General features: G+C 73.2%; 23 protein-coding genes. 18 read left to right on the forward strand and 5 right to left on the reverse strand.

The window, feature by feature from the left end:
- The first annotated feature begins 55 nt into the window (after positions 1 to 55).
- Positions 56 to 1,072, forward strand: coding sequence for a 4-hydroxy-3-methylbut-2-enyl diphosphate reductase (locus tag FBY23_RS07695; RefSeq protein ID WP_141797604.1), 1,017 nt, complete (start codon positions 56 to 58; stop codon positions 1,070 to 1,072).
- A gap of 2 nt (positions 1,073 to 1,074) precedes the next feature.
- On the forward strand, positions 1,075 to 1,692 hold the full coding sequence (locus tag FBY23_RS07700) for an L-threonylcarbamoyladenylate synthase (protein WP_141797605.1): 618 nt from the start codon (positions 1,075 to 1,077) through the stop codon (positions 1,690 to 1,692).
- Positions 1,693 to 1,861: 169 nt separating this feature from the next.
- Here FBY23_RS07700 and FBY23_RS07705 read toward each other — a convergent pair whose 3' ends face one another.
- Together FBY23_RS07705 and FBY23_RS07710 are read right to left on the reverse strand one after the other, a co-directional pair.
- Positions 1,862 to 2,284: a DUF6542 domain-containing protein gene (locus FBY23_RS07705; RefSeq protein WP_141797606.1), complete on the reverse strand. Its 423-nt coding sequence runs from the start codon at positions 2,282 to 2,284 to the stop codon at positions 1,862 to 1,864.
- A 31-nt stretch (positions 2,285 to 2,315) separates the two neighbouring features.
- Positions 2,316 to 3,398 (reverse strand): ABC transporter ATP-binding protein, encoded by a 1,083-nt coding sequence (locus tag FBY23_RS07710; RefSeq protein WP_141797607.1) that lies wholly within the window; start codon positions 3,396 to 3,398, stop codon positions 2,316 to 2,318.
- A gap of 93 nt (positions 3,399 to 3,491) precedes the next feature.
- Here FBY23_RS07710 and FBY23_RS07715 point away from each other — a divergent pair, with 93 nt between their 5' ends.
- The 8 genes from FBY23_RS07715 to FBY23_RS07750 all read left to right on the forward strand — a co-directional run bounded on the left by FBY23_RS07715 (position 3,492) and on the right by FBY23_RS07750 (position 11,969).
- Positions 3,492 to 4,631: an ROK family transcriptional regulator gene (locus FBY23_RS07715; RefSeq protein ID WP_141797608.1), complete on the forward strand. Its 1,140-nt coding sequence runs from the start codon at positions 3,492 to 3,494 to the stop codon at positions 4,629 to 4,631.
- 3 nt (positions 4,632 to 4,634) lie between these two features.
- Complete coding sequence (locus FBY23_RS07720; protein ID WP_141797609.1) at positions 4,635 to 5,948, forward strand: extracellular solute-binding protein; 1,314 nt, start codon at positions 4,635 to 4,637, stop codon at positions 5,946 to 5,948.
- Positions 5,949 to 6,028: 80 nt separating this feature from the next.
- Positions 6,029 to 6,928, forward strand: a complete 900-nt coding sequence (locus FBY23_RS07725; protein WP_222117767.1) for a carbohydrate ABC transporter permease — start codon at positions 6,029 to 6,031, stop codon at positions 6,926 to 6,928.
- On the forward strand, positions 6,928 to 7,770 hold the full coding sequence (locus FBY23_RS07730; protein WP_141797611.1) for a carbohydrate ABC transporter permease: 843 nt from the start codon (positions 6,928 to 6,930) through the stop codon (positions 7,768 to 7,770). Before FBY23_RS07725 ends, FBY23_RS07730 begins: the two co-directional genes overlap by 1 nt.
- Entirely contained in the window at positions 7,767 to 9,170 is a 1,404-nt protein-coding gene (locus FBY23_RS07735; RefSeq protein WP_141797612.1) for a glycoside hydrolase family 3 N-terminal domain-containing protein, read from the forward strand. The genes FBY23_RS07730 and FBY23_RS07735 overlap by 4 nt, the downstream gene beginning before the upstream one ends.
- On the forward strand, positions 9,167 to 10,066 hold the full coding sequence (locus FBY23_RS07740) for an ROK family protein (RefSeq protein ID WP_260805816.1): 900 nt from the start codon (positions 9,167 to 9,169) through the stop codon (positions 10,064 to 10,066). Before FBY23_RS07735 ends, FBY23_RS07740 begins: the two co-directional genes overlap by 4 nt.
- On the forward strand, positions 10,063 to 11,187 hold the full coding sequence (gene nagA / locus FBY23_RS07745) for an N-acetylglucosamine-6-phosphate deacetylase (RefSeq protein ID WP_260805817.1): 1,125 nt from the start codon (positions 10,063 to 10,065) through the stop codon (positions 11,185 to 11,187). The genes FBY23_RS07740 and nagA overlap by 4 nt, the downstream gene beginning before the upstream one ends.
- Entirely contained in the window at positions 11,187 to 11,969 is a 783-nt protein-coding gene (locus tag FBY23_RS07750) for a glucosamine-6-phosphate deaminase (RefSeq protein ID WP_141797613.1), read from the forward strand. Before nagA ends, FBY23_RS07750 begins: the two co-directional genes overlap by 1 nt.
- A gap of 213 nt (positions 11,970 to 12,182) precedes the next feature.
- Here FBY23_RS07750 and FBY23_RS07755 read toward each other — a convergent pair whose 3' ends face one another.
- Positions 12,183 to 12,965 (reverse strand): exodeoxyribonuclease III, encoded by a 783-nt coding sequence (locus FBY23_RS07755; RefSeq protein WP_141797614.1) that lies wholly within the window; start codon positions 12,963 to 12,965, stop codon positions 12,183 to 12,185.
- Between the two features lie 135 nt (positions 12,966 to 13,100).
- On the opposite strand from FBY23_RS07755, the gene FBY23_RS07760 reads away from it, so the two are divergent.
- Positions 13,101 to 13,613 carry a sigma-70 family RNA polymerase sigma factor gene (locus FBY23_RS07760; protein ID WP_141797615.1) on the forward strand — a complete coding sequence of 171 codons (513 nt, stop codon included), beginning with the start codon at positions 13,101 to 13,103 and terminating at the stop codon, positions 13,611 to 13,613.
- Positions 13,610 to 14,290 carry an anti-sigma factor gene (locus FBY23_RS07765; RefSeq protein ID WP_141797616.1) on the forward strand — a complete coding sequence of 227 codons (681 nt, stop codon included), beginning with the start codon at positions 13,610 to 13,612 and terminating at the stop codon, positions 14,288 to 14,290. Before FBY23_RS07760 ends, FBY23_RS07765 begins: the two co-directional genes overlap by 4 nt.
- On the opposite strand, the gene FBY23_RS07770 is transcribed toward FBY23_RS07765, so the two are convergent.
- Positions 14,267 to 14,653 carry a hypothetical protein gene (locus tag FBY23_RS07770; RefSeq protein ID WP_141797617.1) on the reverse strand — a complete coding sequence of 129 codons (387 nt, stop codon included), beginning with the start codon at positions 14,651 to 14,653 and terminating at the stop codon, positions 14,267 to 14,269. The genes FBY23_RS07765 and FBY23_RS07770 overlap by 24 nt on opposite strands.
- Before the next feature lie 53 nt (positions 14,654 to 14,706).
- Positions 14,707 to 16,857: a CDP-alcohol phosphatidyltransferase family protein gene (locus FBY23_RS07775; RefSeq protein WP_141797618.1), complete on the reverse strand. Its 2,151-nt coding sequence runs from the start codon at positions 16,855 to 16,857 to the stop codon at positions 14,707 to 14,709.
- Positions 16,858 to 16,932: 75 nt separating this feature from the next.
- Here FBY23_RS07775 and FBY23_RS07780 point away from each other — a divergent pair, with 75 nt between their 5' ends.
- The 6 genes from FBY23_RS07780 to FBY23_RS07805 all read left to right on the forward strand — a co-directional run bounded on the left by FBY23_RS07780 (position 16,933) and on the right by FBY23_RS07805 (position 22,109).
- Positions 16,933 to 17,934 (forward strand): zinc-binding alcohol dehydrogenase, encoded by a 1,002-nt coding sequence (locus tag FBY23_RS07780; protein WP_141797619.1) that lies wholly within the window; start codon positions 16,933 to 16,935, stop codon positions 17,932 to 17,934.
- Positions 17,934 to 18,347: a 6-carboxytetrahydropterin synthase gene (locus FBY23_RS07785; protein ID WP_141797620.1), complete on the forward strand. Its 414-nt coding sequence runs from the start codon at positions 17,934 to 17,936 to the stop codon at positions 18,345 to 18,347. The genes FBY23_RS07780 and FBY23_RS07785 overlap by 1 nt, the downstream gene beginning before the upstream one ends.
- Entirely contained in the window at positions 18,344 to 19,354 is a 1,011-nt protein-coding gene (locus tag FBY23_RS07790) for a glycosyltransferase family 4 protein (RefSeq protein ID WP_222117768.1), read from the forward strand. The genes FBY23_RS07785 and FBY23_RS07790 overlap by 4 nt, the downstream gene beginning before the upstream one ends.
- A 41-nt stretch (positions 19,355 to 19,395) precedes the next feature.
- Positions 19,396 to 20,238 (forward strand): lysylphosphatidylglycerol synthase domain-containing protein, encoded by an 843-nt coding sequence (locus FBY23_RS07795; RefSeq protein WP_222117969.1) that lies wholly within the window; start codon positions 19,396 to 19,398, stop codon positions 20,236 to 20,238.
- Positions 20,211 to 20,900: a dihydrofolate reductase family protein gene (locus FBY23_RS07800; protein ID WP_141797622.1), complete on the forward strand. Its 690-nt coding sequence runs from the start codon at positions 20,211 to 20,213 to the stop codon at positions 20,898 to 20,900. The genes FBY23_RS07795 and FBY23_RS07800 overlap by 28 nt, the downstream gene beginning before the upstream one ends.
- A 90-nt stretch (positions 20,901 to 20,990) precedes the next feature.
- Complete coding sequence (locus FBY23_RS07805; protein ID WP_141797623.1) at positions 20,991 to 22,109, forward strand: oxygenase MpaB family protein; 1,119 nt, start codon at positions 20,991 to 20,993, stop codon at positions 22,107 to 22,109.
- Positions 22,110 to 22,126 lie beyond the last annotated feature (17 nt).

Consider the following 22,126-nt stretch of genomic DNA (forward strand, 5'->3'; position numbering starts at 1 on the left):
TGGCGGGCCGTCGTGCTTTTCCCGTCGTCGGCGCGGCCTCCGTAGACTGGGGGCCATGACGATCGACCTGGGAACGCCGCGCCGGCTCGAGGACAGCGAGCGCGAGGTGCTGCTCGCGGCGCCCCGCGGCTACTGCGCCGGCGTCGACCGCGCGGTCGTCACCGTCGAGCAGGCGCTGGACCTCTACGGCTCCCCCGTCTACGTCCGCAAGCAGATCGTCCACAACAAGCACGTCGTGGCCAACCTCGAGGCCCGCGGCGCGATCTTCGTCGAGGAGCTCGAGGAGGTCCCGGCGGGGGCCCGGGTGGTGTTCTCCGCCCACGGTGTCTCCCCGGCCGTCGTGAGCGAGGCCGCCGAGCGCGACCTGAAGACCATCGACGCGACCTGCCCGCTGGTGACCAAGGTGCACCGCGAGGCGGTCCGCTTCGCCGCCGACGGCTACACCATCCTGCTCATCGGGCATGCTGGCCACGAGGAGGTCGAGGGCACTGCGGGCGAGGCGCCCGAGCAGACCGTCCTGGTCGAGCACCCCGACGACGTCGCGAAGCTGGAGTTCCCCGCCGACGCGAAGCTCGCCTGGCTCTCGCAGACCACGCTGAGCGTCGACGAGACCATGGAGACCGTACGCCGCCTCCGGGCCAAGTTCCCGCAGCTCGAGGACCCGCCCAGCGACGACATCTGCTACGCCACCCAGAACCGCCAGGTCGCGGTCAAGGAGATCGGCGCGGCCGCCGACCTGGTGATCGTGGTCGGCTCGGCCAACTCCTCCAACTCGGTGCGCCTGGTCGAGGTCGCGCTCGAGGCCGGCGCCAAGGCGTCGTACCGCATCGACGACGTGTCCGAGCTGGACGAGTCCTGGCTCGACGGCGCCGCGACGGTCAGCGTCACCTCGGGCGCCTCGGTCCCCGACCACCTCGTCACCGAGGTCCTGGCCCATCTCGCCGAGCGCGGCTACCCGGATGCCCGCGCGGTGCAGACGGCCGAGGAGACCCTCGCCTTCTCGCTCCCCAAGGAGCTGCACCGCGACCTCAAGGCCGCCGGGCGCAGCACCAAGACCGCGGTCCGGCTCTGAGCATGGCCCGCTACCTCGACGTCCACCCGGACAACCCGCAGCCGCGCACTCTGCAGCAGATCGTCGCCGCGCTGCAGGACGACGCGCTGATCGCGTACCCGACCGACTCCGGCTACGCGCTGGGCTGCCGGATCGGAAACCGCGAGGGCCGCGACCGGATCCTCAAGATCCGCGGCCTCGACGACAAGCACCACTTCACCCTGATGTGCCGCGACTTCTCGCAGCTCGGCCAGCTGGTCCACGTCGACAACTCCGCGTTCCGGGCGATCCGATCGGCGACCCCGGGGCCCTACACGTTCATCCTGACCGCGATGCCCGAGGTGCCGAAGCGGCTGCTGCACCCGAAGAAGAAGACCGTCGGCGTACGCATCCCCGAGAACACCTTCGTGCAGGCACTGCTCGAGGAGCTCGGTGAGCCGCTGCTCAGCTCCACGCTGATCCTGCCCGGCGAGACCGAGCCGCGGACCATGGGCTGGGAGATCAAGGAGGACCTCGACCACGAGGTCGACATCGTCGTCGAGGCCGGCGAGGTCAAGCCCGAGCCGACCACCGTCGTCGACTGGTCCGAGGGCTACCCCGAGGTGATCCGGCGCGGCGCGGGGGACCCGGACCGGTTCTGACCGGCGCTCAGCCTGCATTCACCGATTTCCAGCGGCGGAGCGCCCCCACATGGGCGCGCTGGCTGCGTTGCCGACGCTCGACAGACGCCCAGTCTGGCTTCGCGCCGGACGCCTTGCCATCACACCCATCTGGTGACGCTCCGCTCGCCGCAAATCGGTGCATGCAGGCTCAGCGTGGGTGCCGCTCGACGAACGAGCGGCGCAGCGCGAGCAGGCCCAGGCAGGCGGCATAGCCGAGCGCGAGGGCGATGCCGTGGCGCGAGAGCCCGGCCAGCACGGCCTGGACCAGACCGTCGTCGGCGCGGGCGATGCTGTCGCGGTCGCTGATGGCGAGCAGCAGCACGACCAAGGCCATCGCCAGCGGCGGCAGCACGCCGACCAGGAAGAAGTCGAGCGGTCGGACGGCGAGCGCGGCGCCCACGCACAGCGACACGAACGCCAGGTCGAAGAACAGCCCGAGTCCCTCGGAGAGCACCAGGTCGAGCACGGTCGCGCTGAGCAGGAGAGCGACCACCAGCGAGGCCACCTCCCGGCCGGGACGATGGCCCTCCTCCCACAGGGTCCGGTGCTGCTGGCGCGTCGCGCTGCTCACCCCTCCACGCTAGGACATCCCTCCGACGGAATCAGGGACTGAGGCGTCGTCCGCTGACCGTGTCGAAGACGTGCGCCGCGCCCGCGGGGACCGCGACGTGGAGCACGTCGTCGGGCCCGACGTGCCCGCGCGAGGGGAGTCGTACGGCGAGGTCGGCGGTGCCGTCGCCGAGGTCGGCGGTGCCGTGGGCGAAGCCGTCCGAGCCGAGCTCCTCGACCAGGCTGACCCGGACCGGGATGCCCGCGCCGGGCTCGACGAGCTGCCAGGCCTCGGGACGCACGCCGACGGTCACCTCGGGGGTGAGGGCGGCGCGGGTGCGCGGGTCGAGGGGGACGGCGTACCCGCCGATCGTGAGGCCGTCGTCACCGCCGGGCTTGGCGCTCATCAGGTTCATCTGCGGCGAGCCGATGAAGCCGGCGACGAACAGGTTGGCGGGACGGTCGTAGAGCGCGAGGGGTGCGTCGACCTGCTGGATCTCGCCTCCGTCCATCACGGCCACCCGGTCGCCCATGGTCATCGCCTCGACCTGGTCGTGGGTGACGTAGACGGTGGTGACGCCGAGCTCGCGCTGCAGCCGGGCGATGTCGCTGCGGGTCTGCACCCGCATCTTGGCGTCGAGGTTGGACAGCGGCTCGTCCATGCAGAACACCTGGGGGGAGCGGACGATCGCGCGGCCCATCGCCACCCGCTGCCGCTGGCCGCCGGAGAGCTGCTTGGGCTTGCGGTCGAGCAGGTCGGTGAGGCCGAGCAGGGCGGCCGCGTCGGCGACCCGGCGCTCGCGCTCCGCGCGCTCGACCTTGGCGATCTTGAGCGCGAAGCCGAGGTTCTCGCGCACCGTCTTGTGGGGGTAGAGCGCATAGCTCTGGAAGACCATCGCGATGTCGCGGTCCTTGGGAGCGAGCCGGGTGACGTCGCGCTCGCCGATCAGGATCCGGCCCGCGTCGACCTCCTCGAGGCCCGCGAGCATCCGTAGGGTGGTGGTCTTGCCGCAGCCCGAGGGCCCGACCAGGACGAGGAACTCGCCGCCCTCGACCACGAGGTCGATGCCGGGTACGGCGGGGGCGTCCGCGCCGGCGTACCACCGCTGCGCGCCCTCGAAGGTGATGCTGGCCATCGCTGCTCCTCGACTGGGTCCGTGCGAATCACTGTGACCTGGATCGCATTCTGCCCTTGCGAGGGTATATGTAAGTGTGCTGAACTAACAAACATGTCCTGGCGCAGCCCGACCTCCCGGTCGCCCCGAGAGCGGATCAAGCTCGACCGTGCCGACTCCCGTCGCCACCACCGCTCGATGCTGCTCCAGGAGCTGTTCGCGGCCGGCCCGGCCAGTCGTGCGGACCTGGCCCGCAGCAGCGGTCTGACCCGGGTCACGGTGTCCGACCTGGTCGCCGAGCTGCTGGGTGAGGGCCTGGTCGAGGAGCTCGGTACGCCGAGCGAGAGCCGCGTGGGCAAGCCGCCGACACTGGTCGGGCTGGTCGCCGACGCCAAGCACGTGGTCGCCATCGACCTGTCCGTCGACGACCAGGTGGCCGGCGCGGTCCTCACCCTCGAGGGCCAGGTCGTGCTCCGCGACGCCCGGCCGCGTGAGGGGCGCACCGGTGCCGACGCGGTGGCGCTGGTGCGGGAGTTCGCCGCCGACCTGATCGCGCGGAGCAGCCGCCCGCTGCTCGGGGTCGCGGTCGCGACGCCCGGCGTGGTCACGCCCGAGGGCGTCGTCCTCGACGCGCCCAACCTCGGCTGGCACGACCTGCACCTGGCCGACGACCTGGCAGCCAGGCTGGACCTGCCGGTCTACGTCGCCAACGACGCGAACACCGCCGTGATGGGGGAGTTCGTGTTCGGCAGTCGCGGCGAGGGCGGACTGCTGCTCCTCCGGCTCAGCACCGGTCTCGGTGCCGGCCTGGTGATCAACGGCGCTCTGCTGCACGGGCAGGGCGGGGCCGCCGGCGAGATCGGCCACGTCCAGGTCGACCCGGACGGCCCGCTGTGCGGCTGCGGCCGGCCGGGCTGCCTGGAGACCTACCTCGCCGTACCCCGGCTGCGGCGCGAGCTCGCCGCCGCCTCTGCCGCGGGTACCGGTGTCGACGCGGTGCTCGCCGACGCGGGCGCCCGCCTCGGCCAGGCGCTCGCGCCGGTCGTGGCCACGCTCAACCTCGGCGAGGTGGTGCTCAGCGGACCGGCCGACCTGGTCGAGCCGCTGGCCCGCGTGGCCGAGCAAGCGGTCCGGGACCGGGTGATGCCGGTGTCGGCCCAGCAGTTCGTCGTCCGTACGTCGTCCCTCGGCGACGACGGCGTGCTCGCCGGAGCCACGGGCGTGGTGCTCGCCGGCGAGCTGGGGGTGTCCTGAACCATGAGGAAGATCGAAGGGAAACTAGCGGTGCGACTCAACAAGACCCTGGCCACGAAGAGCGTGGCCGTCGCAGCCATCACCGCCCTGCTGGGCGTGACCAGTGCCTGCGGCTCCGACAAGGAGGACGCCGGCGGCGGCCCCGACAAGGCCGAGATCACGGTGTGGCTCAACGGCGCCGACACCCCGGACTCCGCCCGGACGTGGCTCAAGGAGACCTTCGAGAAGGAGCACCCCGGCTCCACCCTCACGATCGAGCAGCAGGAGTGGGAGGGCCTCGTCGAGCGGCTCACCACCGCGCTCACCTCCGCCGACCAGACCCCCGACGTGGTCGAGGTCGGCAACACCCAGGCCGCCACGTTCACCACCGTGGGCGCGTTCAGCGACCTCAGCGGCGACCTCCCCGATCTCGGCGGCGACGACCTGCTGCCCGGCTTCGTCGAGGCCGGATCGGTCGACGGCAAGACCTATGCGGTGCCCTACTACGCGGGCTCGACGTACGTCTTCTACCGCAAGGACCTCTTCGAGAAGGCCGGCATCACCGAGGTCCCGGCGACGATGGCCGACTTCATCGCCGCTGCGAAGAAGCTCAAGCAGGACAGCGGACAGGCCGACTTCTCGGGCTACTGGCTGCCCGGCAAGGACTGGCGCGACGGCGCGGCGTTCCTGTGGGACGCCGGCGGCGACTTCGCCGAGCCCGACGGGGACGGCTGGAAGGCGACGCTGTCCACGCCGGACTCGATCAAGGGCCTGGAGACCTTCCAGGACCTCTACGCTTCGGCCTCCGGTGCTCCTGCCGACGCCAACGAGTCCGACCCGGTCACTCCCTTCTGCGCCGGCAAGATCGGCATGATGTCGCGCCCCGGCTGGGTCGAGGGGATGCTCACCGATCCCGAGAGCGGCTGCCCCGACCTCGCCGAGCAGGTCGGCGTCTTCGCCCTCCCGGGCAGTGACGGCGAGCCCGCTCCGGTGCTCCTGGGCGGCTCCAACATCGCGATCTCCGCGAAGTCGCCCAACCAGGACCTCTCGCGCGACGTCGTCTCGCTGATGCTGAGCGAGGACTACCAGACGATCCTCGCCGAGGCCGGCCTCACTCCGGCCCGGGAGTCGTACGCCGCCAAGCTCGGCGACGACGAGTTCGCCCAGGCCACCATCGCGGCCGCGTCGAACGCCAAGCTCACCCCGCCGGCCGCCAACTGGGCCACCGTCGAGGGCAAGTTCGTGCTCGAGGACCTCTACAGCAAGATCGCGCAGGGCGGCGACGTGAAGAAGCTAGCGGCCGCCGCTGACGAGCAGATCGACGCCGAGCTCAACTGAGCGACATGATCGACGGTGTCCGGCCGGCCCCCAGTCGGCCGGACACCGTGCCGTCCGCCCCTGCCCCCGAGAGGAATGTCGTGCCCCGCCCCGCCGCTCGTCGTACCAGCCTCCCGCTGGGCCTCGTGCTTCCCGCGGCCACGCTGCTGGCCCTCGCGCTCGGCTACCCGCTGGTGCGCCAGGTGGTGCTGTCGCTGCAGGAGTTCGGGCTGGCCCAGCAGTTCGGCCGGCCGCCGGCCTGGAACGGCCTGGACAACTATGTCGACCTGCTGACCGACAGCCAGCTGTGGGTCGTCGTGCTCCGCACGATCGCGTTCTGCTTCGTAAACGCCGGCCTCACCTTCGCGATCGGGCTGGGCCTGGCGCTGCTGATGGCGCGGATGAGCCGGTCGGTGCGGATCCTCGCCCAGTGCGGGCTCCTGCTGGCGTGGGCGATGCCGGTCGTGGCGGCGATGACCGTGTGGCAGTTCCTGTTCGACACCGAGTACGGCGTCGTCAACTGGCTGCTCACCAAGGCGGGCGGCGACTTCGAGGGCCACGGCTGGCTGCTCGACCCGTGGTCGTTCTTCCTGGTCGCCACGATCATCGTCGTCTGGATGAGCGTGCCTTTCGTCGTGTTCACGCTGTACGCCGCGCTGACCCAGGTCCCCGAGGACGTGGTCGAGGCCGCCGAGATCGACGGCGCCACGCCGTGGCAGCGGTTCGTCCACGTCGTGCTTCCGGCGATCCGGCCGGTGCTGCTGGTCGTCGTCCTGCTGCAGGTGATCTGGGACCTGCGGGTGTTCACCCAGATCTACACCCTCCAGAAGGCCGGCGGGGTCAGCACCGACACCAACCTGCTGGGCACCTACATCTACACGCTCGGCATCAAGGGTGGGGACTTCGGCACGGCCGCGGCCGCAGCGATGTTCATGCTCGTGCTGACGGTCGTGCTGACCGCGCCGTACGTCCGGCTGATGATCAAGCAGGAGGACGACTGATGGCTCGCCGTACGCCCATAGCGGTGCGGATCGGCGCCGACCTGGTCGGCATCCTGGTCCTGCTCGCCTGCGTGTTCCCGGTCTACTGGATGGTCAGTCGCTCGTTCCTGCCGCGCAACCGAATCAAGGGCGAGGACCCGGTGCTGTTCCCGTGGCACGGGACCCTCGCCAACTATCGCAAGGTCCTCGGGAACGACGGCTTCGGCGACGCGATGGTGACCAGCCTCAGCGTCACCCTGCTGACCGTGGTCGTGGCGATCCTGTTCGCCTTCCTGGCGGCGGTCGCCGTGAGCAGGTTCCGGTTCCGCGGGCGGCGTACCTTCATCCTCACGCTGCTGCTCATCCAGATGATCCCGGCCGAGGCGCTGTTCATCAGCCAGTACAAGATGCTCGACGGGATGGGCCTGCTCAACTCGGTGGTCGGCCTGACGCTGGTGTACGTCGCGGGCGTGCTGCCGTTCACCGTGTGGACCCTGCGCGGGTTCGTCGACGGGGTGCCGCGCGAGCTCGAGGAGGCCGCCATGATGGACGGCTGCTCGCGCACGGGGGCGTTCTTCCGGGTGACCCTGCCGCTGCTCGCGCCGGGCCTGGTGGCCACCGGCGTCTTCGGCTTCATCCAGGCCTGGAACGAGTTCACGCTCGCCGTGGTCGTGATGACCGACCCGGGCAGCAAGACGCTGCCGGTGTGGCTGGTGGCGTTCACCGACGCGCGCAGCCGCGGCGTCGACTGGGGCGCGATCATGGCCTCGTCGACGCTGATCACGATCCCGGTCATCGTGTTCTTCCTGCTGGTCCAGCGCCGGATGGTGACCGGCCTGACCGCGGGCGCGGTGAAGGGATGAATGCCGGTGTCGAGCGCCTCGCGCTCGAGGTGCAGCTGGCGTCCTTCGCGGGCCCGGCGCTCACCGAGGAGTGGGCGCGGCTGCTGGAGGAGGGTCTCGGCGGGACCTGCCTGTTCGGCTCCAACCTGACCGGCACCCTCGACTCCGTCGCCGAGCTGGTGCGGGAGATCCGGGGCTGCCGGCCGTCGGCGCTGGTCGCCACGGACGAGGAGGGCGGCGACGTCACCCGCCTGCACACGCGCACGGCGAGCCCGGTGCCCGGCGCGGCGGTGCTGGGCGCCGTGGACTCGGTGGCGTTGACCCGGTCGGTCGGCCTCGCGGTCGGCGCGGAGCTCGCGTCCGTCGGGATCGACCTCGCCCTCGGCCCGGTCGCCGACGTCAACAGCAACCCCGACAACCCGGTGATCGGCACCCGCAGCTTCGGTGCTGACCCGGTGCTGGTGGCGCGGCACGTGGTCGCGTGGGTGTCGGGGCTGCAGGAGGCCGGTGTCGCGGCCTGCGTGAAGCACTTCCCCGGGCACGGCGACACCGGTCAGGACAGTCACCTGACCCTGCCGGTCCTCCCTGCTGAGGCATCGCTGGTGCGGGGGCGGGAGCTGGTGCCCTTCGCGGCCGCGGTCGAGGCCGGTGCGGCATCCGTGATGACCTCGCACATCCTCTTCCCGGCGGTGGATGCCGACCTCCCGGCGACGTTGTCTGCGCCGGTGCTGTCGTTGCTGCGCGACGACCTGGGCTACGACGGCGCGATCGTCAGCGACGCGCTCGACATGGCGGGGGCCTCTGCCGGCCGCGGGATCCCCGAGGCGGCGGTGCGCGCGCTCGCCGCCGGCTGCGACCTGCTCTGCATCGGTCCCGACAAGCCCGCGTCCCTGGTGCGCGAGGTCCAGGCGGCGGTCGTGGCCGCGGTCGAGTCCGGGCGGCTGCCCGCCGCCCGGTTGGTCGAGGCCGCGGCGCGGGCGGGGCGGATCCGGCGTGCCGGCGGCGTGCCCGGGGTGCTGCCGGAGCCCGAGGCCCTGGTGGCGGCGGCCCGGCAGGCGTGCGAGATCGAGGGTCAGCTGCCGGACCTGGCCGGCGCTCGCGTCGTGAGCGTGGAGACCGAGGCGAACATCGCGGTCGGTGCGGGGCGATGGGGACTGTCGCCCGACGTGGTCGTCGACGCCGGGGCGGCGCTGCCGTCCGGGCCGGTCGTCGTACAGGTCAGGGATGCGCACCGGCGACCCGAGGTGGCGGCCGCGCTGGCCGCGCACCCGGGGCCGCTGGTCGTGGTCGAGTGGGGCTGGCCCGGCCCCCGGATCGGGTGGGAGGACGCGTCGCACGCGCGGATCTGCACCCGCGGCAACGGGCAGCCGTCGATCGCGGCGGTGGGGGGACTTCTTCGAGAGGCGGGTTGGAGCAGGTGAGCGGCGTGCTCATGGGTCTGGACATCGGGGCCACCAAGATCCTCGGGGTCGTGGCGTCGGCGGAGGGCGAGGTGCTCGCGTCCGTGCGGGTCACCAGCCCGACCGGCGGCGACCAGGTGGTCGCTACGGCGACCGAGGTGGTCGAGAAGCTGCGGGCGGCCGCCGGCGGGCTCGGGACGGGCGTGGTCGGGGTCGGGATCCCTGGCCTGGTGGACGTCGGGCACGGCACCGTGCGGCACGCGGTGAACCTCGGCGTGGTCGACGGGTACCCCTTCGGCGAACGGCTCGCCGCGGCCACCGGCGCCCGGATCGTGCTCGACAACGACGCCAACGCCGCCGCCCTCGGCGCCGCGGCGCTACTGGGGGAGACCGACCTCGGGTACCTCAGCCTCGGCACCGGCCTCGCCGCGGCCCTGGTCCTCGACGGCGCACTGCGGCGGGGATCGCGCAACGCGGCCGGCGAGATCGGACACATCCCCGTCGACCCGGCGGGCCCGCGCTGTGAGTGCGGTCAGGTCGGCTGCCTCGAGACGGTCGCCTCCGGCTCGGCGATCGCCGCCCTGTGGCCGGGCCACGGGCAGCCCGCGGCGCAGGCACTGTTCGACGCCGCGGCTGCCGGCTCGGTGGAGGCCGCGGTGGTGCGGGACCGGTTCGCGGCCCGGGTCGCGGACGCCGTACGCCTGGTCGCGTTGACCGTCGACCCCGCGGTCGTCGTGCTCGGTGGCGGGGTCGCGCAGGTGGGCGAGCGGCTGCGGGTCGCGGTCGCGGTCGCGCTGGCCGAGCAGGCCGCGGCGTCGCCCTTCCTGCGCTCGCTCGACCTCGCCGGGCGGCTGCGGCTGGCGCCGCTCGACCGGCCGGTGGCCGCCCTCGGCGCCGCTCTGCTGGGGGCGTCGTGACCGGCTCGCTGCGGGTGGTCGGGGGATCGGTCGCGGTGACGATCGTGGACGGCGTGATGGCGTCCGGGCCCGCGGACGGGCCGGCGTACGACGCCAGTGGACTGCACGTCCTGCCCGGGCTCATCGACCTCCAGGTCAACGGCGCGGCCGGCATCGACCTCACCCTCGAGCCGACGCGGCTGTGGGAGGTGGCGGCGGCGCTGCCGAGGTACGGCGTGACCGCGTTCCTGCCGACGATCATCACCTCCTCGCCCGCTGCCCGGTCGGTGGCGCTGGAGACGCTCGCCGCGGGGCCGCCCGAGGGCTGGACGGGAGCGTGGCCGCTCGGCCTGCACTTCGAGGGGCCGATGATCGCGCCGGCCCGCAAGGGCGCGCACCCGGCTGCCTGGCTGGTCCCGCCGTCCCCGGAGGTCGTGGCGGACTGGTCGCGCTCGGCGGGCGTGACGATGGTGACCATCGCGCCCGAGCTGCGGGGCGCGCTCGACGTGATCTCGACGCTGGTCTCGGCCGGTGTGCTGGTCGCGGTCGGGCACACCGAGGCGAGTGCCGAGCAGGTGGCCGCGGCCGTCGAGCGCGGCGCCCGGTCGCTGACGCACCTCGGCAACGCGATGCCCGCGATGGCCAGCCGCGCGCCGGGGCCGGTGGGAGCCGGCCTGGCGGACCCACGGCTGGTGGCGGGCGTGATCGCCGACGGCCACCACCTGCACCCGACCACCCTCGCCGCCTGGGCCCGCGCGCTCGGCCCGTCGCGGCTGCTGGCCGTCACGGACTGCACGGCCGCGCTCGGCATGCCGGAGGGGCCGTCCCGGCTCGGGGACCAGGCGGTCGTCGTACGGAAGGGGACGGTGCGGCTCGAGGACGGCACCCTCGCCGGCTCGGCCGCCTCGCTGCCGGAGTGCCTGCGGGTGCTGCGATCGGCAACCGGGTGGTCGCTGGCCGACGTCGTCGGGTGCTGCACGACCGTCGCCGCCGACCTGGTCGGCGACGCCTCGCGCGGGCGGCTGCACACCAGTGCGCGCGGCGACCTGACCCTCGTCGACGACGACCTGGAGGTGGTCGCCACCATCGTGGGCGGCCGGCTGCTGCACGGATCGCTGGGAGTGCTGGAGGGAGAGGGCTGATGGAGGTCGTGCCGCTGGCCTCGGCCGACGAGGTCGCCGCGCTGGGCGCGGACGTGGTCGAGGCGGCGGTCCGCGCGGGCGGTGCCGTGCTCGGGCTGGCGACGGGGTCGACCCCGCTGCCGACGTACCGGGAGCTGATCCGCCGGTACGACGCGGGCCTCGGGCCGTCGTACGACGGAGTGCGGTGCTTCACCCTCGACGAGTACGTCGGCCTCCCGGCCGGGCACCCCGAGAGCTACCGCGCCACCATCGCCCGCGAGCTCACCGACCCGCTCGGCATCCCGGCCGACCGCGTGCAGGGGCCCTCGCCCGAGCTGGCCGGGCTGCCGACCGCTGGTGCTCGCTACGAGGAGGCGCTGGTCGCCGCGGGCGGCGTCGACGTACAGATCCTCGGCATCGGCTCCGACGGCCACCTGGCCTTCAACGAGCCCGGCTCCTCGCTCGCCTCGCTGACCCGCCTCAAGACGCTGACCGAGGAGACCCGGCGCGACAACGCCCGCTTCTTCGGCTCGATCGACGAGGTCCCGCGCCACGTGCTCACCCAGGGCCTCGGCACCATCCTGCGCGCCCGCCACCTGCTGCTCCTCGCCACCGGCGCCGCCAAGGCGGCCGCGCTCGCCGCCGCCGTCGAGGGCCCGGTCTCCGCCTCGTGCCCCGCCTCGGTGCTGCAGCTGCACCCGCACGTCACGGTGTTGTGCGACGGTCCTGCAGAGACGGGGCTGACTCGGCGGGACCACTACCGCGAGGTGTACGACGCCAAGCCGGCCTGGCAGGGGCTGTAGCCCTTGTAACTAAGGGTTACTGCGCGAATTCCGGTGCAACAACGCCCGGGTGGTAGCCACAGCACCCGGGTGGATGATCGCGTCACACGTTCGTGGTGTTGCTGACGCCGCGAACCCCATCGATTCAGCTACCCGGGTGCTGTGGCTACTACCGGGGTGCTCTGACCCCCGAAATCGTGACGTAACCCTTAGTTACAAGCGGCCGACCCGCGCTCAGTCCGCCAGGTCGACGACCACCGGCGCGTGGTCGGAGGGGGCACCCGGGAAGACGGCGGGGTCGCGCTCCTCGCGGTCGATGAACGCACCGGTGACCCGCTCGGCGAGGGACGCGGAGCCGAGGACGAAGTCGATCTTGAGGCCGCGGTCGCGCTCGAAGCGCTGACGGTAGTAGTCCCAGTAGGTGTAGCCGGGGGCGTAGGAGCGGGTGACCTCGGACCAGCCGCCGTCGAGGAAGGCCTGGAAGGCGGTGCGCTCGGCGGGCGTGACGTGGGTGGAGTTCTTGAACTGGGTGACGTCGAAGACGTCATCGTCGGTGGGGCAGATGTTCCAGTCGCCGACCAGGGCGGTCGGCGTGTCCAGCCATGACTCCGACGCAGCGCGCAGCCGGGAGAGCCAGTCCAGCTTGTAGACGTAGTGCGGGTCGTCGGGCTTGCGGCCGTTGGGGACGTACAGGCTCCACACCCGTACGCCGCCGCAGGTCGCGCCGAGCGCCCGGGCCTCGACCTCCAGCGCCTCGCCGAAGCCGGGCTGCTCGGGGAAGCCGACCGTGATGTCGTCGAGGCCGACCCGGCTCAGGATCGCGACGCCGTTCCACTGGTTGAGGCCGTGGGCGGCGATCTCGTAGCCTCGCGCCTGCAGGCCCATCAGCGGCAGCTGCTCCTCGCGGGCCTTGGTCTCCTGGACGGCGAGCACGTCGATGTCGTGGCGGTCGAGGAAGGCTTCCACGCGGTCGATCCGCGTGCGCAGGGAGTTGACGTTCCAGGTGGCCAGTCGCACCGGGCAACCCTAGTCTGCAGGCATGGACCGCGTACGGCGGGGAGCCGGGCCGGCGCGCATCGCCGGGGTGGTCCTCCCCCCGCGCGCATTGAACCGACCGGACCGCCTCGTCGTATCCCCGGCCGGGAGGTGCGGATGACCGAGGACCGGGCCACAGCCATGCGGCTGCTGTACGACGACCACGCGGCGGCCCTGTGGGGCTTCTGCCTGCACCTGACCGGCAACGACCGGGCCCGGGCGGAGGACGTCGCGCAGGAGACGATGCTGCGCGCCTGGCGCAACGCCGCGGTGCTGACCGAGTCCCGCGGGTCGGTGCGCTCGTGGCTGTTCACGGTCGCCCGCAACATCGTGATCGACGAGTGGCGGTCGCGGCGCGGCGCCCGGGAGTTCGCGACGGCCGAGCCGCCGCTCGCCGAGGTGACCGACGACCGGACCGACGAGCTGCTGTTGTCGTGGGTCGTCGCCGACGCCCTGCGCCAGCTGTCCGACGACCACCGCGCCGTGCTCGTCGAGTGCTACTACCGGGGCCGGTCGGTGGCCGAGGCCGCCCGCCGCCTCGAGATCCCGGAAGGAACCGTGAAGTCACGCACCCACTACGCCCTGCGCGCGCTGCGGCTGATCCTCGAGGAGACGGGGGTGGCGTCATGACCCACCCCGGCACGACCTGCGAGTTCGCCCACCTCGACGGCGTCTACGTCCTCGGCGCGCTGGCGGCGGGGGAGCGGGCGGCCTACGAGCGGCACCTGCCCGGCTGCGCCGAGTGCACCCGCGCCCTGCGCGACCTGGCCGGGATCCCCGGCCTGCTGGGGCGCGTCCAGCTGGAGACTGTCGAGCAGCTGCAGCCGGCCGAGCCGGTGCCCGCGACCCTGCTGCCGGCGATGGCGGCGGAGGTACGCCGGGTCAGGGGCCGGCGCCGCGTCGCCGTCGGCTCGTTCGTGGCCGCGGCCGCCGTGCTGCTGGTGCTGCTCGCGGTCGGGATCGGCACCACCCTGGGCGAGGACCCCCCGCCCCAGCAGCAGGTCGCCGCCGCCCAGCGGATGGAGGCACTCGGCACGCCGTCCTCCGGCTGGGTCTCTCTGACCCAGCGCCGGTGGGGCACGCAGATCGACCTGACCTGCACCTACGAGGGGCCGGTGTCCGGCCCGGCGACGTACGTCCTCGTGGTGACCGCGACCGACGGACGGACCGAGCAGGTCGGCACCTGGCGCACGGCAGACGGCCAGGAGGTGCACGTCACCATGGCGACGGACGTGCCTCCCGGCGACATCGCGTCGGTCGAGGTCCGTACGGCGTCGGGCTACTCAGTCCTTCGCCTGGCGCGGTGATCGCAGCGAGCTGAACCAGCCCTCCGCCGACGCCGCGGCGAGCGCCACCACGACCGCCAGGATCTCGGAGATCGCGGCCAGCCACGCGTACCAGGTGTCCCACGTCGTGTGGATGCCGAACAGCCCGCTGGTCGTGGCGATGACGAACGCCAGCAGGGTCGTGGCGCCGAGGCCGGCCAGCAGGAGCAGCGGGACCCAGCTGCGCCAGGCGACCACGAGCACCGCGATCACCGCGCCCGCCACCACGTTCACCACGAACAGCTGCCCGACCGTGCCCTGGTCACGCACGCCGTCGAACCACAGGTACAGGTGCACCGCCGCGGTCACCACGGCCGCCAATGCACCGATCACTCGGATGCCCATCGCGCGCTCCTCACGCTCGTTTGAGGGGAACACGCTGGAGAAGGGCATCCGGTTCACTCGGCGTACGCCGACAGGAACCTGTCGCGCACCGTGTCCATCCGCCACACCGGCGCGCCGGGGGAGGGCAGGATGCCGGGCTGCCAGCCCCAGCCGTCGATCCGCGCGATGGCAGCCGGGTCCTGCGCGAGCACGGTGATCGGCACGTCGTGCCCGGGGTCGCGACCGCTGACGTACGAGTGCGGCTGGTGGTCGCCGACGATGACGACCACCCGGTCCGGGTCGGGATAGGTGGTCAGGAACGAGATCAGGGTGCGCCACGTGTAGCGGACCGTCGCGGCGTAGTCCGACTGTGCCGTACGCGGGTGCTGCCGGCCGTCGACGCCGTCGCGGCCGCGCGCCGGCATGCCGTCGTACACCGATCCGTCGCCGACCTCGGACCACGGGACCTGCTCCGGCACCGGCGCCCACGGGTGGTGGCTGGAGATCAGGTCCACCTCGGCGAACACCGGCTTCCGCGTCCCGGGCGTGAGCTCCACGCGGCGGAGGTGGTCGAGCGTGTACTGGTCGGGCATCGGCGCGTACCCGAACTCCGGCCCGCGGTAGCCGACATTGCGCGAGTCGTAGAGCTCGTCGAAGCCGTAGTACGCCGCGCCCTCGGGCCAGTCGCGGGTGTTGGCCGGTACATCGAACACCGTGCGCCAGCCAGCCGAGCCGAAGGCCCGGGTGAGGCTGAGCCGGTCACTGCTCAGGAGCTGGCCGTAGCGGCGCTCGCTGTCCGTCCACGCGCCCGACTGCAGGGTCGCGTGCGCCAGCCAGCTGCCGGCGCCGAAGGTCGGCGAGGTGAGGAACGCGCTGCGGGAGTGGTAGCCGGCGGCGGCCAGGTCACGGTTGCCCTGCGCGAGGACCTCGACGACGGAGGGGGCGAACCAGCTGCCCTCCAGCGCGATCCGGCCGTAGCTCTCGAACCAGACCAGCAGCACGTCCTTGCCCTGCAGACCCCGCAGCAGCCGGTCGCCAGGCGTGGCGGCGTACGCGTCGGTCGCGAGCTCACGGGCGAAGACCTCGGTGTCGTGGCGGTCGGCGCGGACCTGGTCGACGGTGTCGACGACCAGCCCGGCGGACCCCGCGGCGGCGACATGGTCGACCGGGGAGCCGAAGGCGGCGCAGACCACCCACACCGTGCCGAGCGCGGCCACCGAGCGCCACGTCCGGCGCGGGTGCGCGGCCGAGGCCCGGGCGACCCGGCCGACGGACCAGGTCAGTACGACCGCCAGTACCGCCACCAGCGCCAGCACGCCCGCGAGCGTGAGCGTCGCGAGCAGTCCGCCCCGGGTGTTGCGGACGACCTCGTACCCCTTGGGCAGGTAGGACCAGTCGCCGAGCACGTGGAACGGGCGGCCGAGGTAGGCGTCGAAGCCGAGGCCCAGCCCGCGGAGCACGGCGAGCGCGGTGACCACGAGCCCGAGCGCCACGACGAGCACGTGCCGGCCCCGGGTCGGCAGCACGACGGCGAGCGCCGCCAGCACCAGGCCCTCGACCGGGATCCGGGCGAAGTCGGCCGGGCCGATCCCGTCGGCGACGTGGGGCGGCGCGAGCGCGAGCCAGACGGCGAGGGCGGCGGTCGCGGTGACCAGTCCTGCCGGTGGCGGGGCGACGGGCGCGGGATCGTGGCGATGCCGCCACTGCCACACCACGTCGTGGCCGAAGGACTCCACGAGCAGCGCGAGGGCGGCGCCGACGGCCAGGAGGACCACCGGATCGGGCAGCAGCGTGGACGCCGCGGCAGTCAGCACGACGCCCTGGATCGCGGCGACCACCTTCGCCCAGTACCGCGGCGGGGTCGGGCGGCGCAGCCACGGCAGCACCCATCCGGCGAGGACGTACGCGTAGCGCATCGCGCCGATAGCGAGCACCCACCAGCCGACCTGGGGGGCCACGTGCACGCTGAGCACGGCGATCAGGAAGGCGTCGGTCTCCATGTCGAAACGGGCGCCGAACGCGCTCGCCGTACCGGTGCGGCGGGCGACGTACCCGTCGACGGCATCGAGCGCCAGGGCCACCGCGCTGAGCGCCACCAGCGCCGCCGTGAGGTGCCCGGACAGCGGGTCGGCGAGGCCGCGGACGGTGAGCGCGGCGACGCCGACCGCGAGAGCCGCGCGCACCGCGGTCACCCGGTTCGCCGGTCCGAGCTGAACCCGATCCATCGCACCTCCGTGTCCTAGGTTGTACCTCCGGGTACGACGAGCACAGGGGGCCGGTTCAACGAGAGGAGTCCCCGGGTGGTGGACGAGGCGCTGGCGTACTGGGTGGTCGAGCCGGGGCACGGGGAGATCCGGCCGGTCGCGCTCCGCGAGCCCGGCGCCGACGAGGTCCTGGTCCGCACGCTGCGCTCCGCGATCAGCCGCGGCACCGAGACCCTGGTGTTCGCCGGCCGGGTGCCGCCCGGTCAGCACGCGGCGATGCGGGCGCCCTTCCAGGAGGGGGAGTTCCCGGGACCGGTGAAGTACGGCTACCTCAGCGTCGGCGTCGTCGAGCTTGGGCCCGGCGAGCTGGTGGGGCGCACCGTCTTCTGCCTGCACCCCCACCAGACGTCGTACGTCGTCCCGGCCGCCGCCGTCGTGCCCGTGCCCGACGGTGTCCCCGCGGAGCGCGCGGTGCTGGCCGGCACCGTCGAGACCGCCCTCAACGCGCTGTGGGACGCGCCGCCGTTGCTCGGCGACCACGTCACCGTCGTCGGGGCGGGGCTGGTCGGCTGCTGCGTCGCCCGCCTGGCGGTGGGAGTGCCGGGGGTGCGGGTCACCCTCGTCGACACCGACCCGAGGCGTGCGGAGGTGGCCGCGGCGCTGGGCGTGGGCTTCGCCGGCGCCACGGACGAGGTGGGCCGCAGCGACCTGGTCGTGCACACCAGCGCCACCGAGGCCGGGCTGCGGCGGGCCCTCGAGCTGGTCGCGCCGGAGGGGACCGTCCTCGACCTGTCCTGGTACGGCGACCGGCCGGTCAGCCTGCCGCTGGGCGAGGCGTTCCACTCCTCCCGGCTCACCCTGCGCAGCAGCCAGGTCGGCGCGGTCGCGCCCGCGCGGCGGGACTCGCGCAGCCACCGCGACCGGCTGGCGCTCGCGCTCGAGCTGCTCCGGGACCCGGGCTTCGACGTACTGCTGACCGACTGCTCGCCGTTCCGCGAGCTGCCCGCGGTGCTGGCGAAGATCGCCGCCGGCTCGATGCCGGGGCTGTGCCACTCGATCGACTACTCCCACGAGAACCCCGACCCCGAGGAGGCCTGATGTTCCGGGTGACCGTTCGCGACCACATCATGATCGCGCACAGCCTGCGCGGTGAGGTGTTCGGACCGGCGCAGCGGCTGCACGGCGCGACGTACGTCATCGACGCGACGTTCGCCGGCACCGACCTCGACGCCGACGGGATCCTGGTCGACATCGGCCGCGCCACCGAGGTCGTGCGCGAGGTGCTCGGGCGGCTGCACTACCGCAACCTCGACGACGACGAGGTGCACGACGAGGTGGGGCTCGCCGGGCAGAACAGCTCGACCGAGGTGCTTGCCCGCTGGGTCGCCGACCGGCTGGCCGAGTGCGCGTCCGCCGGCGACCTCGGCCCGGGCGGCCGCACCCTCGCGACCATCGCGGTGACGCTGCACGAGTCGCACGTCGCGTGGGCGAGCTACGAGCGGGCGTTGTGACCCTGCACGTCCTGGTGCCCGACGGCATCGACGATCCGCGGCGGCCGAGCGGCGGGAACCTCTACGACCGCCGTTTGGTGGCGGGCCTGGCCGCACGCGGGCGTGAGGTGCGCGAGCACCGGGTCGGCGTCGTCGGCCTCGACCGGGTGCTGGCCGGGATCCCCGACGGCGCGGTGGTCCTGGTCGACGGGCTGGTCGCCTCGACCACGACGGCGCTGGTCGCGGAGGCCCGCCGGCTGCGGGTGGCCGTGCTGCTGCACATGCCGGGGTCCGGGCCGGCCGAGTCGTCGGTGCTGCGCTCGGTCGCGGCCGTCGTGACGACCAGCGCCTGGAGCCGGGACTGGGTCGTCGACGAGGTCGGGGTGCCCGCCGACCGGGTGCACGTCGCCCTTCCCGGCGCCGACCCCGGCCCGCTCGTCGCCGGATCGGCTGCCGGCACGCACCTGCTCTGCGTCGGCCCGGTCACCCCCGCCAAGGGGTACGACGACCTGCTCGCCGCCCTGGCCGAGGTCCGCGACCTCGACTGGACCTGCCGGTGCGTCGGGGCGCTCGACCTGGCGCCCGCCTTCGTGACCGCCTTCCGGGTGGCGGCGCGACGACAGGGGATCGCCGACCGGATCGAGCTGGTCGGCCCGCTCACCCCGGCCGCGCTGGACGGGCTCCGCTCGACCAGCGACCTGGTGCTGGCGCCGTCCCACCGGGAGTCGTACGGGATGGCGCTCGCCGAGGGCGTCGCCCGCGGACTCCCCGCGATCGCGACCGACGTCGGCGGCCAGCCCGAGGCGCTGGGCGAGGCCGGCACGCTCGTTCCCGTCGGTGACCCGGCCGCGCTGGCGGGTGCGCTGCGGGCCTGGCTGAGCGATGCCGGCCTGCGGGCCCGGTGGCGTGCCGCGGCGGCGGGTCGACGCGGACAGCTGGGGGCCTGGGCCGGGACCGTGGCCGAGGTGGCCGGGGTGCTGAACCGGATCGCGCCGGCCGTCGTACTCACGGGCGAGGGGAGGACGTAGCCATCGACAGGACGACGCCAGGCCTAGGGCCACGGCTCCGGCTGGCGGCCGGGGTCGCGATCCTGGTCGTGCTGGTGGCCCGGCTGGGCGCGCAGCCGTTCCTCGACGGGCTGGCGCGCACCGATCCCCGCGCGCTCGTCGTCGCGCTGGTCGTCACCGCCGCGACGACGGCCTGCTGTGCCCGGCGGTGGAGCCTGCTGGCGACCGGGCTCGGGGTGGCGGTCCCGTTCCGCGGCGCCTACCGCAGCTGCTACCGCGCCCAGCTGCTCAACGCGAGCCTTCCCGGCGGCGTGCTCGGCGACCTGCACCGCGGCTACCGGCACGGGCAGGACGCGGGTGCGCTCGGCCGCGGGCTGCGGTCGGTGGTCTGGGACCGGGTGAGCGGCCAGGCGGCGCAGGCCGCGCTGGCGGTGGCCGCCGTACCGCTGCTGCCGCCGGCGATTCGGGGCTGGGCGCTGGCGGTGCTGGTCGTGCTGGTCGTCGTCGGCCTGGCGGTGCTCGCGGCCGCGCCGGTCCGGCGCGAGCTCGCTTCCGGCCTGCGTGGCGTCTGGCCGCAGGTGCTGCTGCTCTCCGTGCTCGCGGCGTGCGGGCACGTCCTGGTGTTCCTCGTCGCGGCCCGCACCGCCGGCCTCACCGAGTCCACGCCCCGGCTCGCGGCGCTCGCGCTCCTGGTCCTGCTGGCCTCGGCCGTCCCGGTGAGCATCGCCGGCTGGGGCCCGCGGGAGGGCGCGGCCGCCTGGGTGTTCGGCGCGGCCGGGCTCGGTGCTGCCGCCGGAGTGGAGGTCGCGGTCGTGTACGGCGTGATGTCGCTGGTCGCGACGCTGCCCGGTCTCCTGACCCTGGAAGGAGGCCCCGCATGGGTGAGCGGCCGTACGTCCTCCTGAGCTGCTGCATCTCCCTCGACGGCTACCTCGACAGTGCCGGCGCGGAGCGGCTGCTGCTGTCGAACGACGCCGACTTCGACCGGGTCGACGGCGTGCGCGCGGGCTGCGACGCGATCCTCGTGGGCGCGACGACGGTCCGCAACGACGACCCGCGCCTGCTGATCCGCTCGCAGGAGCGGCGGCGCAGCCGGGTCGCGGCGGGACTCCCGGCCGGCCCGGTCAAGGTGACCCTGACCTGTCGGGGGGACCTCGACCCGGCCGCCCGGTTCTTCACGGCAGGTGACGGCGAGAAGCTCGTCTACTGCCCGGACCCGACGGTTCCCATGGTGGAGAGCCGGGTCGGCGCGGAGGCCAAGGTGGTCGGGCTCGGGGACCGGGTGCGGATGGAGGCCCTGGTGGCCGACCTGGGCTCGCGCGGCGTACGACGGCTGATGGTCGAGGGCGGCGGGTCCGTGCACACCCAGTTCCTCACCGCCGGGCTCGCCGACGAGCTCCAGCTCGTCGTCGCGCCGTTCTTCGTGGGCGACGCGCGGGCGCGCAGGTTCGTCGGCGACGGAGTGTTCCCGTGGCATGCCGGGAGCCGCGCCGAGCTCGTCGAGACCCGCGCGATCGGCGACGTGGCGCTGCTGCGCTACGCGTTGTCGGAGCGGTTCGAGCACTGACGAGAGCGCGTGCCCCGTTTGACAATCAGCGGCTTCGTGTAAAGATTCATGAATCTACACGACTGTAGCAATCAGATGAGGAGTGCCGCGATGTTCGGTGTCCAGACCCGCAAGCAGATGCTCGCGAAGTACGAGCCGATGGCCGACTACGGCTTCCTCGGGCCGGACTCGGTGTCGTGGAAGGTGTGGTCGCACCCCACGTCGTACGTCCTCGGGTTCGCGCGGGCGGTCACCATCGAGCACTTCGACCCCAACCTCGCGGCCGCGGTCGTGCAGTCGGGCGGCGTGAAGTACCGGCCCTCGACCCGCTACGGCCGCACCCTGCGCTACTTCGCGATGCAGCTGTTCGGCGGCGCCGAGCAGACCGCGAGGGCGGCCGACGTGCTGGTCAAGGTGCACTCGAAGGCGGTCGGCCACGATCCCGTCACCGGCAGCACGTACGACGCCAACAGCTCCGCCTCGCAGCTGTGGATCCACGTCACCGCCTGGCACTCGATCCTCAAGTGCTACGAGATGTTCGGCCCCGGCAGGCTGAGTGAGGCCGAGGAGAACCGGTTCTGGGCCGAGTGCGCCGAGATCGCGAAGCTGCAGACCATCGACCCGGCCGAGGTGCCGGCCACACGCGCCGAGGTGCACCGCTACTTCGAGGAGTGGCGCCCGAGGCTGGCCGCCTCCGAGGCCGCGCAGGACATGATCCACTTCATCATGCCGCTCGCCGTCGCGCTGCCACCGAGCATGCCGGGCTGGCAGAAGAAGGCCGTCGCGCCGGCCATGTGGATCATGAGCAAGGGCGTGATCTCGACGTACCCGAGGTACATGCGCGACATGGCCAACCTGCGCCAGGGACGCGTGATCGACCTCGTCGCGCTGGTCGGCAACAAGGTGCTCCACAAGCTCTTCGAGCGTTCGATGAACGCCCGCCTGGCCCTGTTCGAGCTGCTCGCGCCCCAGGCCGTCGAGATCGCCGCGCCCGCCATCCTCGGGATCCCGCCGAGGAGCGACCGGGTCTGGGGCGTGCGCGAGGCCCAAGCGCACTTCGGCTTCGACGTCCCCGCCGAGGCGCACCACGACGTACGCGAGAAGCAGCGTGACCGGGTCTTCAACCAGGGCGTCAAGCCCTCCGACGAGGGCTTGGTCGAGTCGGAGCGGCACATCGGGGCGATGGACCCGGCTCACATTCCTGCAGCGACGGGCGCTGCCGGTTTCTGAGTCTTGTCGGTGGTGGG

The organism is Nocardioides sp. SLBN-35, assembly GCF_006715725.1.
In the GTDB taxonomy this organism is placed as follows: Bacteria; Actinomycetota; Actinomycetes; order Propionibacteriales; family Nocardioidaceae; genus Nocardioides.